The organism is Cryobacterium sp. Sr3, assembly GCF_004402835.1.
Lineage (GTDB): Bacteria > Actinomycetota > Actinomycetes > Actinomycetales > Microbacteriaceae > Cryobacterium > Cryobacterium sandaracinum.
Genome location: NZ_SOFA01000005.1, coordinates 1 through 14,858 on the forward strand (window position 1 = coordinate 1; position 14,858 = coordinate 14,858).

A 14,858-nucleotide genomic window follows, 5' to 3' on the forward strand; every position below is an offset into this window, starting at 1 on the left:
GCCGCCGACCGGGCGGGCGCCGCCGACCGGGCGCCGGCAGCCGGCCCGGCGCACGGCGGCATCCGGACCACGAGACGGCGGCACCATCCAGGCCCCCGGACGACCCCGTTCCTAACCCTGTAGATAATATACGATCTGTGATACCGTTTCGAGATCGCACGATTCCAGCACCACACAGGGAAATACAAAGGGGTATTCCATGGCATTGACGACCGACCGAGCGAGCGCCGCGAAAGCGACCGTCGCGAAACGACACGAGGAACGCCGGGTCCTCGCAGGCACCATGGTGGGCACCACCATCGAGTGGTACGACTTCTTCATCTACGCGCAGGCCGCCGGCCTCGTGCTGGCCGGGCTGTACTTCGCCCCGCTCGCCAACGACAACGCCGGTCTGGCGCAGCTCGTGGCCTGGGCCTCCCTCGGCATCAGCTTCCTCTTCCGCCCGCTGGGCGCGGTCGTGGCCGGCCACCTCGGTGACCGCCTCGGCCGCAAGGCCATGCTCGTGCTGACCCTCGTCATCATGGGCGCGGCCACGGCACTGATCGGCCTCCTGCCGACCTTCGAGCAGATCGGCGTCTGGGCGCCGATCCTGCTGATCGTGCTGCGCATCCTGCAGGGCTTCTCGGCCGGCGGGGAATGGGGCGGTGCCGCCCTGATGTCGGTTGAGCACGCCCCGGTCAACAAGCGCGGATTCTTCGGCGCGTACCCGCAGATCGGCGTGCCGACCGGGCTCATCCTCGCCACCGGCGTCATGCTCCTGGTGACCAGCACGATGAGCGAGGAGGCCTTCCTCGCCTGGGGCTGGCGCATCCCGTTCCTCGTCTCGGTGCTGCTTATCGTGGTCGGCTTCATCATTCGCCGCTCGGTCGACGAGAGCCCCGTCTTCAAGGAGATGCAGGATCGCAAGAAGGAATCGGCCGCCCCCCTCCGCCAGCTCTTCCGCGGCCACTGGCGCCAGGTCATCCTGACCGCCCTGATCTTCATCGCCAACAACGCCGCCGGCTACCTGTTGATCGCGTTCTTCTCCTCCTACGCCACCAAGCCGGTCGAGGCCGGCGGCCTGGGCATGGAACGCTCCCCCGTGCTGCTGGCCAGCACCATCGCCGCCGCGTTCTGGCTCGCGTCGACGATGATCGGCGGCATCCTCTCCGACAAGATCGGGCGCATCCGCACGTTCCAGTTCGGCTACGCCTGGCTGTTCCTCTGGGCCATCCCGATGTTCCTGCTGATCGACACCGGCGAGATCCTCTGGTTCACGGTGGCGCTCGTCGTGCTGGCCAGCGGGCTCGGCTTCTCGTACGGTCCACAGGCGGCGCTCTACGCGGAGATGTTCCCGGCTCAGGTACGCTACTCGGGCGTGTCCATCGGCTACGCCATGGGTGCCATCCTCGGTGGGGCGTTCGCTCCCCTGATCGCGCAGCTGCTGCTGGACGAGACCGCCTGGTCACCGTCGATCGGCATCTACATCATGGTGCTGGCCACGATCTCCTTCGTCGCGGTCTCCGTGGTGAAGGAAACCCGTGGAGTCCCGCTCGGCATTTCCCAGCACGACTAGAAAGCCGCAAAACATGCCGAACTCGACCTCCGTGGGCGCCGCCGACGTCACCGCAAGCAACAGCGCAAGCACCAGCGCGACCGGCAGCGCAAGCAACAGCGCGGGTATCAGCGTCACCGCCACCACCGATCTCGCCACACCGGGCAAGATCATTGCGGTGCACCTCAACTACCCGAGCCGGGCCGCCCAGCGCGGCCGCACGCCGGAGCAGCCGTCGTACTTCCTCAAGCCGGCGTCGTCGCGGAGTTCCAGCGGCACGCCGGTGGAACGGCCCGACGGATGCGAGCTGCTGGTGTTCGAGGGCGAGATCGCGCTGGTGATCGGGCGCCGCACCCGCGGCGTCTCGCCCGAGGAGGGCTGGGCGGCGGTCTCGCACGTGACCTGTGCCAACGACTTCGGCGTGTACGACCTGCGCTACGCCGACAAGGGCTCGAACCTGCGCTCGAAGGGCGCCGACGGCTTCACCCCCGTCGGGCCGACACTGCTGCCAACGGCCGGCCTCGACCCGGCAGCGCTGCGCATCCGCACCTGGGTCAACGGCACGCTCGTACAGGAGGACACGACCGCCGACCTGCTCTTCGGGTTCGGCCGGCTCGTCGCCGACCTCTCGCAGCTGCTCACGCTCGAGCCCGGCGACCTGATCCTCACCGGCACGCCGGCCGGATCGTCGGTCGTCGTGCCCGGCGACATCGTCGAGGTCGAAGTGGATGCCCCAGGAGCCCCGGGCGCACCCCGCACCGGCCGCCTCGTCAGCCCGATTCGGCAGGGCACGGTGCCGTTCGGCGCGTTCGGGGCCGGCCCGCGGGTCGACGATCTGCAGCGCACCGAGGCGTGGGGTTCGGCGGAGGCGGCCGGGCTCGCACCGGCATCCGTCACCGCACCCACAGCGGAGCAGACGCCCCCGCCGTTCGCCCTCACCCCCGAGCTGAAGGCCCGGATCAACAGTGTGGGCACCGCCACCCTCAGCGCCCAGTTGCGCAAGCGCGGGCTCAACTCGGTGTCGATCGACGGCCTCGGCTCGACCCGGCCGGGCGCCCGTCTCGTCGGCCGGGCCCGCACACTCCGGTACATTCCGGCGCGGGAGGACCTGTTCGAGTCGCACGGCGGCGGCTACAACGCCCAGAAGCGCGCCTTCGACTCGCTCGGACAGGGCGACGTGCTCGTGATCGAGGCCCGCGGCGAGCGCGGCACGGGCACGGTCGGCGACATCCTCGCCCTGCGCGCCCAGATGCGCGGCGCGGCCGGCATCGTGACGGATGGCGGTGTGCGCGATCTCGCGGCCGTCACCGCCCTGGAGATCCCGACCTACCACGCCGGACCGCACCCTGCCGTGCTCGGACGCCGGCACGTGCCGTGGGACACGGACCTGACCGTGGCCTGCGGCGGGGCATCCGTGCAGCCCGGCGACGTGATCGTCGGGGACGCCGACGGGCTGATCGTGATCCCGCCGCACCTGGTTGAGGAGGTGGTCGCCGCAGCCATCGTGCAGGAGCGCGAAGAGACCTTCATCGCCGCCATGGTCACGGCCGGGCACGGCGTCGACGGGCTCTACCCGATGAACGCCGAGTGGAAGGCCCGGTATCGGGTCTGGCTGGAGGAACAGGCATGACGGCCTCGGTCTCGACAGGATCGACTGGATCGACAGGCTCGGCGGGCTCGACTGGCGTTGCGACTGGCTCGACCACCGGCGTCTCGACCACCGGCGCGGAGGCGTCGCTGAGCAAGGCGCAGCTCGCCCACCGGTGGATCCGGGCCCGCATCTCCGACGGCAGCTTCAGCCCGGGTTACCGCCTGGTGCTCGGGCAGATCGCCCGGGAGATCGGTGTCAGCACCGTGCCGGTGCGGGAAGCCATCCGACTGCTGGAGGCAGAGGGGCTGGTCACGTTCGAGCGCAACGTCGGCGCCCAGGTGGCCATGCTCGACGTCACCGAGTACACCCACACGATGCAGACGCTGGCCCTCGTCGAGGGCTACGCCACCGCCCTGTCGGCGCCGCGGCTCGACCCGGAGACGCTGCTGCGCGCCCGGGAGATCAACGCGGAGATGGACGAGTGCCTGCACCACTTCGACCCGGTGCGTTTCACCAGCCTGAACCGCGAGTTCCACTCGGCCCTGTTCGAGGCCTGCAGCAATGCGCATATCCTCGACCTGGTGCAGCGGGGCTGGAGCCGGCTCGGCACCCTTCGCGAATCCACGTTCAGCTTCGTGCCCGGTCGGGCGCACGAGTCCGTCGCCGAGCACACCGCGCTGCTCGACCTGATCAAGGACGGCGCCGATCCCCTGCAGATCGAACTGGCCGCGCGCGACCACCGGCTCGGCACCCTGAACGCCTTCCTCGCCCAGCAGCACACCGCCCCCACCGCCTCCACCCCCTAACAGCCAATCCCGCAACTGTTCCCGTAACGGACGACTGTTGCCCGCACACCGGGAACATTCGTCCGATTCGGCAACAGTCGCGGACGCATCCGTTGCCCTCGAAAGGAAGAACAATGAAGTTCCGCACCGACCCGAGTCAGATCACAGGCTCTATCGCGCCCCTGATGAGCCCGTTCAGGGCCGACGGCGCCGTCGACCACGCCGGCCTCACCAACCTCGTGAACTGGCAGCTCGCCTCCGGCACGCACGGGATCTCGCTCGGCGGCTCCACCGGCGAGCCGAGCTCGCAGACCATCATCGAACGTGCCAGCGCGATCCGCACCGTGGCCGCCGCGGTCGGCGACCGGGTGCCGTTCATGCCCGGCACCGGCTCGGCCAAGCTCGACGAGACCCTCGAGCTCACCGCCGCGGCCCAGGACGCCGGCGTCGACGCCGCCCTGATCATCACCCCCTACTACGCCCGCCCCACCCAGGAAGCCCTCTACTTCTGGTACAAGACCGTGGCCGAGGAGTTTCCGGACCTGCCGATCGTCGCCTACAACGTGCCCAGCCGCACCGCCGTGGACATCGCACCGGAGACCATCGCCCGCCTCTACCGCGATTTCGACAACTTCGTCGGCGTCAAGGAGACCACCAAGGACTTCGAGCACTTCTCCCGGGTGCTGCAGCTCTGCGGCCCCGAACTGCTGGTCTGGAGCGGCATCGAACTGCTCTGCCTGCCTCTGCTGGCCCTCGGCGGCGTGGGATACATCAGCGCCACGAGCAACATCGCCCCGGTCGCGCACGTCGAGATGTACAACGCGTGGATGGCCGGCGACATCGAGACGGCCCGACGCATCCACTACGGCCTGCACCCACTCGTCGACCTGCTTTTCGTCGAGACGAACCCGGCCCCGGGCAAATGGGTGCTCGAGCAGCGCGGCCTGATCGAGAGCGGCTTCGTGCGCCCGCCGCTGATCACCCCGACGGATGCGGGCATCGCCAAAATGCAGGCGCTCCTGGCCGCCGGCGAGCAGTACCTCTCCCCCGTCGACGGCTTCACTGTCGCCGGCTTCACCCCGAAAGCAGCCTGAGCCATGACCGACACCACCATAACCGAGACCACCGTGACCGACACCACCACCACGAGAACCCGCGCGCAGCACGTGCCCGAGAACCTGCCGTCCCGCATCCAGCACTTCATCGGCGGCCGGTTCGTCGACAGCGTCTCCGGCGCGACCTTCAACGTGCTCGACCCGGTGTCGAACCAGACCTACGCCACCGCCGCAGCCGGCCAGAAGGAAGACGTGGACCTCGCCGTCGCCGCCGCGACCGACGCCTTCGTGGCCGGGCCGTGGCCGAGGATGAAGCCGCGCGAACGCTCCCGCATCCTGAACAAGATCGCCGACGCCGTCGAGGCCCACGATGCCCGCCTCGCCGAACTCGAGACGTTCGACACCGGCCTGCCGATCACCCAGGCCCTCGGCCAGGCCAAGCGGGCAGCCGAGAACTTCCGCTTCTTCGCCGACCTGATCGTGGCGCAGACCGACGACACCTACCAGGTGCCAGGCAGCCAGATCAACTACGTCTTCCGCAAACCGGTCGGCGTGGCCGGGCTGATCACCCCGTGGAACACCCCGTTCATGCTGGAGAGCTGGAAGCTCGCCCCCGCACTGGCCGCCGGCTGCACGGTCGTGCTCAAGCCGGCCGAGTTCACGCCGCTGTCGGCGAGCCTGTGGGCGGAGATCTTCCGCTCCGCCGGGCTGCCCGACGGGGTCTTCAACCTGGTCAACGGGCTGGGTGAGGAGGCCGGGGACGCGCTGGTCAAGCATCCGGATGTCCCCCTCATCTCGTTCACGGGCGAGACCACCACGGGCCAGACCATCTACCGCAACTGCGCCGCGAACCTCAAGGGCATGTCGATGGAGCTCGGCGGCAAGTCCCCCGCCGTGGTCTTCGCCGACGCCGACCTCGAGGCCGCGCTCGACTCGACCCTGTTCGGGGTGTTCTCGCTCAACGGCGAGCGCTGCACCGCCAGCAGCCGCATCCTGGTGGAACGCCCGATCTACGACGACTTCTGCGCCCGCTATGCGGCCCGGGCACAGAACATCGTCGTCGGCGACCCACACGACCCTGCCACCGAGGTCGGCGCGCTCGTGCACCCCGAGCACTACGCCAAGGTGATGAGCTACGTCGAGATCGGCAAGAGCGAGGGCCGCCTGCTCGCCGGCGGCGGCCGCCCCCAGAACCTGCCGGAGGGCAACTACGTGTCCCCGACCGTGTTCGCGGATGTCGCCCCGACGGCCCGCATCTTCCAGGAGGAGATCTTCGGACCGGTCGTGGCGATCACGCCGTTCGACACCGACGAAGAAGCCCTCGAGCTGGCCAACGGCGTCAAGTATGGCCTGGCCGCATACATCTGGACCAGCAACCTCACCCGGGCGCACACCTTCGCGCAGTCGATCGAGGCGGGCATGGTCTGGCTCAACTCACACAACGTGCGGGACCTGCGCACCCCGTTCGGAGGGGTCAAGGCCTCGGGCCTCGGCCACGAGGGCGGCTACCGCTCGATCGACTTCTACACCGAGCAGCAGGCCGTGCACGTTTCCCTCGGGCCTGTGCACACCGCCCGCTTCGGCGCCCACTGATCTCGGGTCCCCGGTCCCGGGTCCCGACACGCTCGACCACCGACACGCTCGACCACCGCGACATCTCAATGAGGAGGATTCCATGACCACCACCCCCATCCCCACGCCGACCGCGACCCCGCCGGACATCCTGCGCTGCGCCTACATGGACATCGTCGTCACCGACCTGGCCCGTTCGCGCGCGTTCTACGTCGACGTGCTCGGCCTCGTCGTGACCGAGGAGAGCGACACCGAGATCTACCTGCGCAGCTTCGAGGAGTTCATCCACCACAACCTGGTGCTGCGCCAGGGCCCGGTCGCCGCAGTCGCCGCGATGGCCTTCCGGGTGCGCGCCCCCGAAGACGTGGGTCTGGCCGAGGCCTGGTATCAGGAGCTCGGCTGCCGCACCGAACGCCGCATCAACGGGTTCGTGAAGGGTGTCGGTGACTCCGTGCGCGTCGAAGACCCGCTCGGCTTCCCCTACGAGTTCTTCTACTCGGTCGACCACGTCGAACGCCTGGCCTGGCGCTACGACTTGCAGGGTCCCGGCGCCCTCGTGCGCCTAGACCACTTCAACCAGGTCACCCCCGACGTGGGACTCGGCCGCGGCTACCTCGAGGACCTCGGCTTCCGCGTCACCGAGGACATCCAGGACGAAGACGGCGTCACCTACGCTGCCTGGATGCGCCGCAAGGACACCGTGCACGACACCGCCCTGACCGGCGGCGACGGCCCGCGGATGCACCACATCGCCTTCTCCACGCACGAGAAGCACAACATCATCTACATCTGCGACAAGCTCGGCGCCCTGCGGATGTCGGACGTCATCGAGCGCGGCCCCGGCCGCCACGGCGTCTCGAACGCGTTCTACCTCTACCTGCGCGACCCCGACGGCCACCGGGTCGAGATCTACACCCAGGACTACTACACCGGCGACCCCGACAACCCCGTCGTCACCTGGGACGTGCACGACAATCAGCGCCGCGACTGGTGGGGCAACGCGGTCGTGCCGAGCTGGTACACGGATGCCTCACTGGTGCTCGATCTGGACGGCAACCCCCAGCCGGTCATGGCCCGCACCGAGTCCAGCGAGATGGCCGTCACGGTCGGCGCCGACGGGTTCTCGTACACCCGCAAGAACGACGTGGAGCACGGCTTCAAGCTCGGCAATACGCTCTGACACTCACGTGCGGGTGGTGTCAGGCCGTGCGCAGTTCCCCGCGCAGGATCGACTCGCCGGAGTGCTGCGGGTCGCCGTCGTCGGGTTCCGCGGAGACGTCGACCAGCGGGTACTGCGACAGGTCGACGCCGTCGGGGATGGCGAAGCGCCCGGACTCACCGTCGAGCAGTCCGATGCTGATCAGCCCGGACGCATCCGCCTTGATCAGCCACACCTCGCGCAAATCGGTGTCGGCGCTCACCCCGGTGACGTCGAGCACGACCTCCCGGTGGCCGTCGGCCGTCTTCGCGACGTAGGCGCTGCCGGCGGCGTCCCAGCCGGGGTACGGGTCCAGCTGGGCCTCGGCGAGTAGCACCGGCGCGGGTTCCTGCTGCTGTGCGGACTGCCACCAGATGCCGCCGCCGAGGCCGCCGAGCAGTCCGGCGATGCCGGCGGCCACGGCCATCGGCATCCAGTTGCGGCGTCGTGGGAGGGGGCGCAGGGCGGAGCCGATGTCGGTGACCGTGGCGGACGGGGTCTCGACAGGCTCGACCACCGGTGCAGGGGTCTCGACAGGCTCGACCGTTGTAGGGGGCTGGTCCGCTGCCTCGTAGCCGCTGCGCCCAGGGGTGGCGGCCACGGCGTCGGACAGGCCGAGGGCGGCGTGGATACCGGCCCAGACTCGATCGCCGGGCTCCACGAGTTGCACACTGCGCGCGGACCGGCCGACGTGGGCGGTGTGCTGCAGGGCGATGAGTTCCAAGGAGCACTCGGGGCATTCCGACAGGTGCTGGCGTTCGGGTTCGGTGAGGTCGAACTCTGTCATTGCGATGAGAGCGAGGTTTTCCCGGTCAATGTGTGTCATCGTTCGCCTCCAATCTGGTGCGCAGTCTCGAAAGACTTCGGCGGATGTGACTCTTAACGGTGCCGAGCGGCAGTCCGAGGTTATCGGCGATTTGGGTGTGCGTGAGATCGTCGTAGAAGGCCAGCTGCATCACCTGCTGAGGAACGGGTCCGAGCCGGCGAAGTTCGTCGCTCATCAGCACACGATCCGCGATGTCGGCGGATTCGTCGGTCTGGCTGAGCGCGGTGTCGACGAGGACAGCCTCCTCGACCCGCCGCCGTCGTGAGCGGGCCTCGTGGGCATCCGCGACGGTGTGCCGAGTGATCCCGACGAGCCAGGCCGGCAGAGGCGACCGCGACGCATCAAATCCGTCCCGCCCGCGCCAGGCGGCGATGAAGACCTTCTGGGTGACGTCTTCGGCTTCGCCGGGATCGCCGAGCGAACGAACGGCGATCGTGTAGACGAGGGATGACCAGCGGGCGTAGGCCTCGGCGAGCGCACGTTCGTCTCCCGCCCGAAACGCGAGAACGAGCTGGGCGTGGTCGTCTTCGTCGGTGAGTGCCGTCACGTCGTATCGGTTTCCCCCGGTTGGTGAGCGCATCGGGAGGTCGTACATGTCAGGCTCCGCCGGAGAGCAAGCCTCGACCACCGTGATGACCAGCATAGCCACCCCTCTGCGTCATGGTGCCTGGGTCATGCGATTGGACTCGCCGAGACGATTACGTTGGACAGATAGGTGCGGGCGTAGTAGTCGAATTCGCCGCCGCAGGTCACAAGGGTGAGCCGGTTGGGACCGGACCGGTCGAAGATCGAGTCCCAGGGCACATCCTGTTTGACCACGGTTTGAACGGATTCCACGGAATAGCGACGCTCCTGACCGTCGTCGGTGGTCACCACGATCTCGGTGCCCGCACGCGCCGAGGCGAGCTGGGCGAACGGTCCGATGTCGTAAATCAGGGAGTCGACGTGAGCGGCGATCACGGTCGCGCCGGTGGTGCTGGCCGGTGACGGTCCAAAGCGATACCAGGCGGCGAGCGAGGGGTCTTTTGGCAGCTCCATCGCCCCGTCGTCGGCCAGACCGACGGACTCGATTGCCATGTCGATTCCGAGGGAGTCGACTCGGATGGTCTGGGGCGGCCGGGCCTGAGGGGTCTGGTTCTGATCCAGCGAGGAACTGACGGTCGGCACGTCGACCTCGGCGACGGGCAGCGGGGCCGACGGCGTCGGAGTCGGCGCTGCGTTCGTCGGGGGAACGTAGGCCGTGGGCGATGATGTGCTCGGGGCGCTGCTGCAGCCCGTGAGCAGGGCAAGAGCCACAGCGAGCACTGTGAAAGTGCCCACTGTGGCTCTCATTGTGGATCTCCCTTTCTGACTGGCGTGACTAGCGGCGAGCCGCGGACAGGCGACGCATACCGACGACGGCGGCGACCAGACCCATCAGCACGGCGGCGAAGCCACCGACCATGAGCCCCATGGAGTCGTCCGCCTGGTTGGTGGCGACGAGACCGGCCTCACCGGCGGGGATGCTGTCCGGGTTGGAGTGAAGCCCGTCGATGGTCTGAACGGCCAGGGCCAGGTTCTTGTCGGTCAGGCTGCCCCACGCGTAGACGATCGTGTTCGTGCCCTCTGCGACGTTGACGTCTGCCGGGCCGATCACCGGGTCAGTCGTTCCGGTTGCGGCGACGGCGGCCGAGATGGTGCCGGCCGGCAACGTGAGCACGGATTCCTTCGGGTTCACCAGGGCGGTGATCGCGACGGCTCCGTTGGCGAGAACATCGACCGCGGGGGCTGCTGCCACGTGGCGAACCGTCAGGCGGCCCTCCCCGGCGGCGAGCTGCGAGATGTCGTTGGTGAACAGCGACGCCGTGGGCTTGCCGGCCTCGTCGAGGTGCGCGGCGGCGGTGTAGTTCTTACCGGCTTCGAGCGGGAGGTCGACCGGGCCGATGGCAGGTGCGCTGGCATCCGCTGCGTCCGACGCGGTGATGGCCACCTTGTAGGTGCCGGGAGCGAGGTCGAGCGGACCGGCGAGGTCGCCCGGCTTGAAGTCGTCCAGGGTCAGCTTGTCGTTCACGTAGACGTCGACGGTGAGGCCGGGAACTCCGTGAAACACAGACAGCTTCGCGACGTCTTCGGCTGCCTGTGCCGGAGCGAGACCGCCGAGGGCGACGAGAGCACCGAGAGCGCTGGCCGTCATTCCGATCTTGAGGGACTTGTGCATCGTTTCCTCCTGCGTAATGGATCTGTGAGTGGGTCACTCTGAAGAGATTCTTGAAACCTCTTTAACCCCTACTTCTCTCGCACGTCCCCAAACGGATGCACATGCATGGAAATCTCTGTAAAACTTTTTTTGCGGGCTGCAGGTCGCGCGCGATTTCATCGGCTCGCCGCGGCGCGATGCAGGGAGATGTCCCGGCGGAAGACCAGCATCACCACCACCAGCGACACGGCCGAGAACGCGGCCCCGCCCGCGAACATCGCCGGGTAGCCGAGCCACGGCTCGAGCAGGGACAGCGCCAACGGCACGAAGAACCCCAGGTAGGTGATGCCGTAGTAGATCGCGGTCAGCCGGGCGAGGTGGTCGGGCGGCGCGATCCGCTGCACCTCCTGCAGCCCCGACACCATCAGCAGGCCGTACGCGGCGCCGAGCAGGGCCGCCGCCGGCAAAATCAGCCAGAGCACGGGTGGGCTCACGGCGACGGATGCGAGCAGCAGCGACCCGACGGTCAGCATCAGCGCGAACATGATTCCTCGGGCATTGTGCCCGGCGGTGATGCGGTGGCTGAAGAGCTGCAGCGACGCTCCCGCGACGAGAGCCACCACGCAGAGCAGGGCCGCGAAAGCCACCGGCGCGGACGGGATCTCGGTCGCGGCGAGCGCCGGCAGGATGGCGTAGGCGGTCGTGGCCGTTCCGAAGACCCACGGCGCCACCGGCACGATCAGGAGCAGGAACCGCGGGTACGGGGAGATGGCCGGGTGGACGGCCGGCAGGGCCCCGGCCGCGATGCCCCGTCCCTGGGACTCCGGGGTGCAAAACAGCAGAAGGCCGAAGAGCACGGCGATGACGGTGTGCGCCGCGTACGGCAGCACGCCGGGGAACGGCGCCCACTGGGCCAGCGCTCCGGAGCTCGCCGCGCCGAGTGCGAAACCGAGGGACAGCGCGATGGTCGCCCGTCGTGCCCCCGAGGAACGGTCGGCCCCGAAGTCGAACGGTCTCGCGGAGAGTTCCTTCACCCAGCTGGTGCCCACGGCCATGGCCAGGCCGAGGGCGACGCCGGAGAGGATGCGGGCGGCCAGCAGCATGGGCACATTTCCCGCGGACAGGGCCAGCAGCACGCTCCCCGCGATCGCGACCCAGGGCGCGGGCAGCATCAGCGGTCGGCGGCCGAACCGGTCCGACAGCGGGCCGGCGATCAGTAGCGCCGGGATGATGCCGAGTACGTAGGCCCCGAGCAGCAGGTTCGCCAGCTGGTTGGAGAACCCGTCCGCCTGTCGGTACATCACCAGCAGTGGGGTGAATTCGTTGCCGCCCCAGGCGACGGCGAAGATCGCGGCGGCCGGCGCGAGCCAGTACTTCCTGCCCCGGGCGCCGGTGAACGAGCCGGATCCGGTGGTCGAGCCTGTCGAAACCGAACCCATCGCATCCTGGATGTCGGTTGTCATGACGGTCCCCCGGTCGGCCTTCGGCGGCCTCGGCAGCGAGGCCCGCACGCCCCCAGCCTAGGGGAGGCGCCGGGGCTCACTCCCCCCAGCCGGCGGCGAACCAATTCGACGGAGATTTTGCAATATGTGCGGGTTTTCGGAGTGTTGGACGCGGTTATGGGCACAATCTCCGTCGAATTCGTCAGGGTCAGGGCCAGGGCCAGCCGAGCTCGCGCGCGTGGCCAACTCAGGACATCCGTCGCCCGGTGGCCCGGCCGCCCCGGACCAGTGCGGAACCAGCGCGGATGTCCGGGCCGGCCCGGACGGATCTCCTGAGTTAGCCCCAACACCGGCCGGTTGCCCAGCAGCGCCAGCCGGATGCGCAGCATCTCTTGTGCGGTTCGGGCAGCCCCCACGCGCTCCGCCCCACAGCGCGAACGAATTCGACGGAGATTTTGCGATATGTGCGGGTTTCTGAAGGTGTTTAGGGCGATGCAGGCAAAATCTCCGTCGAATTCGTTCGGGGCGTAAGAGGCGAGCGAAAGCCCGGACTCAGGGCGCTCAGGGCGCTCAGGCCAGGAACTGCAGTGCGGCGCGCTTGAACTCGCGGGAGGTGAGCGTGTTCACGTGGTCCCGGCCCGCCAGTTCGAGGTAGTCGGCACCGCGCGCGCGGGCAAGTTCGGCGACCCCGGCCGGGATGGAGTCGGCGCCGCCGGCGACGTAGAGCACGGGAATCTCGACCGGCACGTCCAGCGAGGAGCCGGCCACCCCGCCGACGCACGCCACGAGGGCCTCACGGTCGGCGCCGGCGGTGATCGCGGCACCCAGTATCGCCGCGATCGACGGGTCGGCGCCGGCGGTGCCGGCGGTCACGAACCGGCGCACGGCATCCGGATGCCACGTCTCGAACAGTTCGTTCGGCCCGGCTCCACCGAGCACCAGTCGGCGCACCCGGGACGGCGCCAGCCGCGCGAGCGCCGCCGCCACGCGCGAGCCCATCGAATAGGCGACCACGTCGACCTGCTCCAGCCCGAGGGCGTCGAGCACGACCACGAGGTCGGCGGCGAGTTGCCGGGGCAGGTAGTCGATGCTGCGGTGCGGCTTGTCGCTGCGGCCGTGACCGCGGAGGTCGAGGGTGATCACGCCGCGCCCGGCGTCCTGCAGGGCTCGCACCCAGCCGGTGCCGACCCAGGTGACCTGCGATGTCGACGCGAACCCGTGCACGAGCAGGATCGGGCGCTCGCCGGGCACGACGTCGTAGGCGATCCGCACGCCGTCGAGGCGCTGCGCGAACAGCGCCCCGCCTGCAGAACCCACCGGAGTAGAGCCCGCCGGAGCAGAAACCGCCGCGGCCGGTCCCGCCGCGGCCGGTCCCGCCGGGGCCGGACTCGCCCGGCCGGTCACCCCCACGCTCAGACGACCACGTCGGAGGTGACGAGCACGGCACCGGCATAGGCCAGCTCGCCCAGGGCCGCGTCACTCGTGTCCGGGGCGACGCCGGCGACGAGGTCGGTCAGTACCCGCACATGCTGGCCGTGGCCCCGCGCATCCAGGCCGGACGCGCGCACACAGTGGTCGGTGGCGAGGCCGACGATGTCGATGTCGGTCACCCCGTTCGCGATGAGCAGCTCGCCCGTCTTCTCGCCGCCCACCGAGATGCCGTCGAAAATGGAGTAGCCCGGTTGGCCCTGCCCCTTGCGAATGTGGATGGTCGTGTCCGGCACCAGCAGCGAGGGGTGGTACTCGGCGCCAGGGGTGCCCGCCACGCAGTGCACGGGCCAGGAGTCCGTGGAGCCTGGCTCGCCGGCCCGGGCGAAGTGTCCGCCGTTGTCGCTGTCGGGGTCGTGCCAGTCGCGGGAGGCGAAGATCACGTCATAGGCATCCGGATGTTCCGCCAGCAGCGCGCTGACGCCCGCGGCCACCGCAGACCCACCCTCGACGGCGAGGGCCCCGCCCTCGGTGAAATCGTTCTGAACGTCGATGATGAACAGGGCCCTGGTCACGGATTGCTCCTTCTGTCGCCGGTTGAAGTCAGGAGTTCGACAGGTTGTCGCCGCAGCGGAAGAACCCGGCGGTGATGGTGTCGAGCGCCTGCTTCGCATTATCGCTCACATCCCCGAGCGCGTAAACGGCGAAGGTGAGCGGCGTGCCGTCGGCCGCCCGGATAATGCCGGAGAGCGTGTAGCCGGTGTCGATCCAGCCTGTCTTGGCGAAGACGGCGCCGTCGGCGACGGCGTTGTCGCCCGTGAACCGGTCGCTGTAGGACAGCGATCCGGTGGGTCCACCGGCGATCGGTAGGCCGTCGAAGATGACGCCGAGGTCGCCGTCGCGCGCGTTGATCTTGACGAACAGCCGGGTGAGATACGACGGCGGTACGGCGTTGTCGTCGCTGAGGCCTGAGCCGTCCCGGATGATGATGCCGGTCGTGTCGATGCCATAGGCGTCGAGCGCCGCGACGACGGACTCCTGCAGGGCGCCGAAGGTGTTGCCGGCCCCGGACTCCACCGCGACGAGCCGGGCGAGCATCTCGGCGAGGGTGTTGTCCGACACGATCAGCGACTGCCCGATCAGCACGGACACGGGCTGGGACCGGGCGGCGGCGAGCTGCTCGGCCCCGGCCGGCGCGGTGCCGACGCTGACGCTCACGCCGCCGCCGAGCGCGGCGGCGAAGGCCGCGCC

The 14,858-nt window shown here is 69.1% G+C and carries 14 protein-coding genes; 6 read left to right on the forward strand and 8 right to left on the reverse strand.

What is annotated here, in order from left to right; all coding sequences use genetic code 11:
• Positions 1 to 199 precede the first annotated feature (199 nt).
• From E3N94_RS02170 to hpaD, 6 genes are all read left to right on the forward strand, one after another.
• Positions 200 to 1,555 carry an MFS transporter gene (locus tag E3N94_RS02170; protein ID WP_134569688.1) on the forward strand — a complete coding sequence of 452 codons (1,356 nt, stop codon included), beginning with the start codon at positions 200 to 202 and terminating at the stop codon, positions 1,553 to 1,555.
• Between the two features lie 13 nt (positions 1,556 to 1,568).
• Positions 1,569 to 3,164 carry a fumarylacetoacetate hydrolase family protein gene (locus E3N94_RS02175; protein WP_134569689.1) on the forward strand — a complete coding sequence of 532 codons (1,596 nt, stop codon included), beginning with the start codon at positions 1,569 to 1,571 and terminating at the stop codon, positions 3,162 to 3,164.
• Positions 3,161 to 3,931, forward strand: coding sequence for a GntR family transcriptional regulator (locus E3N94_RS02180; RefSeq protein WP_104099414.1), 771 nt, complete (start codon positions 3,161 to 3,163; stop codon positions 3,929 to 3,931). Before E3N94_RS02175 ends, E3N94_RS02180 begins: the two co-directional genes overlap by 4 nt.
• 113 nt (positions 3,932 to 4,044) lie before the next feature.
• Positions 4,045 to 5,004 (forward strand): 4-hydroxy-tetrahydrodipicolinate synthase, encoded by a 960-nt coding sequence (dapA, locus tag E3N94_RS02185; RefSeq protein WP_134569690.1) that lies wholly within the window; start codon positions 4,045 to 4,047, stop codon positions 5,002 to 5,004.
• A 3-nt stretch (positions 5,005 to 5,007) separates the two neighbouring features.
• Complete coding sequence (hpaE, locus tag E3N94_RS02190) at positions 5,008 to 6,558, forward strand: 5-carboxymethyl-2-hydroxymuconate semialdehyde dehydrogenase (RefSeq protein WP_134569691.1); 1,551 nt, start codon at positions 5,008 to 5,010, stop codon at positions 6,556 to 6,558.
• Between the two features lie 82 nt (positions 6,559 to 6,640).
• Entirely contained in the window at positions 6,641 to 7,717 is a 1,077-nt protein-coding gene (gene hpaD / locus E3N94_RS02195) for a 3,4-dihydroxyphenylacetate 2,3-dioxygenase (RefSeq protein WP_104194199.1), read from the forward strand.
• Positions 7,718 to 7,736: 19 nt separating this feature from the next.
• Here the strand turns inward: hpaD and E3N94_RS02200 are convergent, their stop codons facing one another.
• The 8 genes from E3N94_RS02200 to E3N94_RS02235 form a co-directional block, all read right to left on the reverse strand.
• Entirely contained in the window at positions 7,737 to 8,561 is an 825-nt protein-coding gene (locus tag E3N94_RS02200; protein ID WP_134569692.1) for an anti-sigma factor, read from the reverse strand.
• The gene (locus tag E3N94_RS02205; protein ID WP_241987035.1) at positions 8,548 to 9,204 is read right to left on the reverse strand and encodes a sigma-70 family RNA polymerase sigma factor; all 657 of its coding nucleotides are present in this window, start codon (positions 9,202 to 9,204) and stop codon (positions 8,548 to 8,550) included. Before E3N94_RS02205 ends, E3N94_RS02200 begins: the two co-directional genes overlap by 14 nt.
• 29 nt (positions 9,205 to 9,233) lie before the next feature.
• Positions 9,234 to 9,881, reverse strand: a complete 648-nt coding sequence (locus tag E3N94_RS02210) for a class F sortase (protein WP_166790032.1) — start codon at positions 9,879 to 9,881, stop codon at positions 9,234 to 9,236.
• A 40-nt stretch (positions 9,882 to 9,921) separates the two neighbouring features.
• The gene (locus tag E3N94_RS02215; RefSeq protein ID WP_104099408.1) at positions 9,922 to 10,758 is read right to left on the reverse strand and encodes a DUF4397 domain-containing protein; all 837 of its coding nucleotides are present in this window, start codon (positions 10,756 to 10,758) and stop codon (positions 9,922 to 9,924) included.
• 155 nt (positions 10,759 to 10,913) lie between these two features.
• On the reverse strand, positions 10,914 to 12,200 hold the full coding sequence (locus E3N94_RS02220) for an MFS transporter (RefSeq protein ID WP_198416243.1): 1,287 nt from the start codon (positions 12,198 to 12,200) through the stop codon (positions 10,914 to 10,916).
• A gap of 549 nt (positions 12,201 to 12,749) precedes the next feature.
• Positions 12,750 to 13,496, reverse strand: a complete 747-nt coding sequence (locus E3N94_RS02225; protein WP_198416244.1) for an alpha/beta fold hydrolase — start codon at positions 13,494 to 13,496, stop codon at positions 12,750 to 12,752.
• 95 nt (positions 13,497 to 13,591) lie between these two features.
• Complete coding sequence (locus E3N94_RS02230; RefSeq protein ID WP_134569693.1) at positions 13,592 to 14,182, reverse strand: isochorismatase family protein; 591 nt, start codon at positions 14,180 to 14,182, stop codon at positions 13,592 to 13,594.
• 28 nt (positions 14,183 to 14,210) lie between these two features.
• Positions 14,211 to 14,858 (reverse strand): D-alanyl-D-alanine carboxypeptidase (locus tag E3N94_RS02235; protein WP_174776113.1); only part of this gene is annotated, 648 nt, incomplete at its 5' end.

What these genes read in the sequence shown, in the direction of transcription:
- dapA (WP_134569690.1), top strand. Translation starts at nt 4,045, where the DNA reads ATGAAGTTCCGCACCGACCCGAGTCAGATCACAGGCTCTATCGCGCCC.
- hpaE (WP_134569691.1), top strand. Translation starts at nt 5,008, where the DNA reads ATGACCGACACCACCATAACCGAGACCACCGTGACCGACACCACCACC.
- E3N94_RS02220 (WP_198416243.1), bottom strand. Translation starts at nt 12,200, where the DNA reads ATGACAACCGACATCCAGGATGCGATGGGTTCGGTTTCGACAGGCTCG.
- E3N94_RS02170 (WP_134569688.1), top strand. Translation starts at nt 200, where the DNA reads ATGGCATTGACGACCGACCGAGCGAGCGCCGCGAAAGCGACCGTCGCG.
- E3N94_RS02215 (WP_104099408.1), bottom strand. Translation starts at nt 10,758, where the DNA reads ATGCACAAGTCCCTCAAGATCGGAATGACGGCCAGCGCTCTCGGTGCT.
- E3N94_RS02180 (WP_104099414.1), top strand. Translation starts at nt 3,161, where the DNA reads ATGACGGCCTCGGTCTCGACAGGATCGACTGGATCGACAGGCTCGGCG.
- hpaD (WP_104194199.1), top strand. Translation starts at nt 6,641, where the DNA reads ATGACCACCACCCCCATCCCCACGCCGACCGCGACCCCGCCGGACATC.
- E3N94_RS02200 (WP_134569692.1), bottom strand. Translation starts at nt 8,561, where the DNA reads ATGACACACATTGACCGGGAAAACCTCGCTCTCATCGCAATGACAGAG.
- E3N94_RS02175 (WP_134569689.1), top strand. Translation starts at nt 1,569, where the DNA reads ATGCCGAACTCGACCTCCGTGGGCGCCGCCGACGTCACCGCAAGCAAC.
- E3N94_RS02205 (WP_241987035.1), bottom strand. Translation starts at nt 9,204, where the DNA reads ATGCTGGTCATCACGGTGGTCGAGGCTTGCTCTCCGGCGGAGCCTGAC.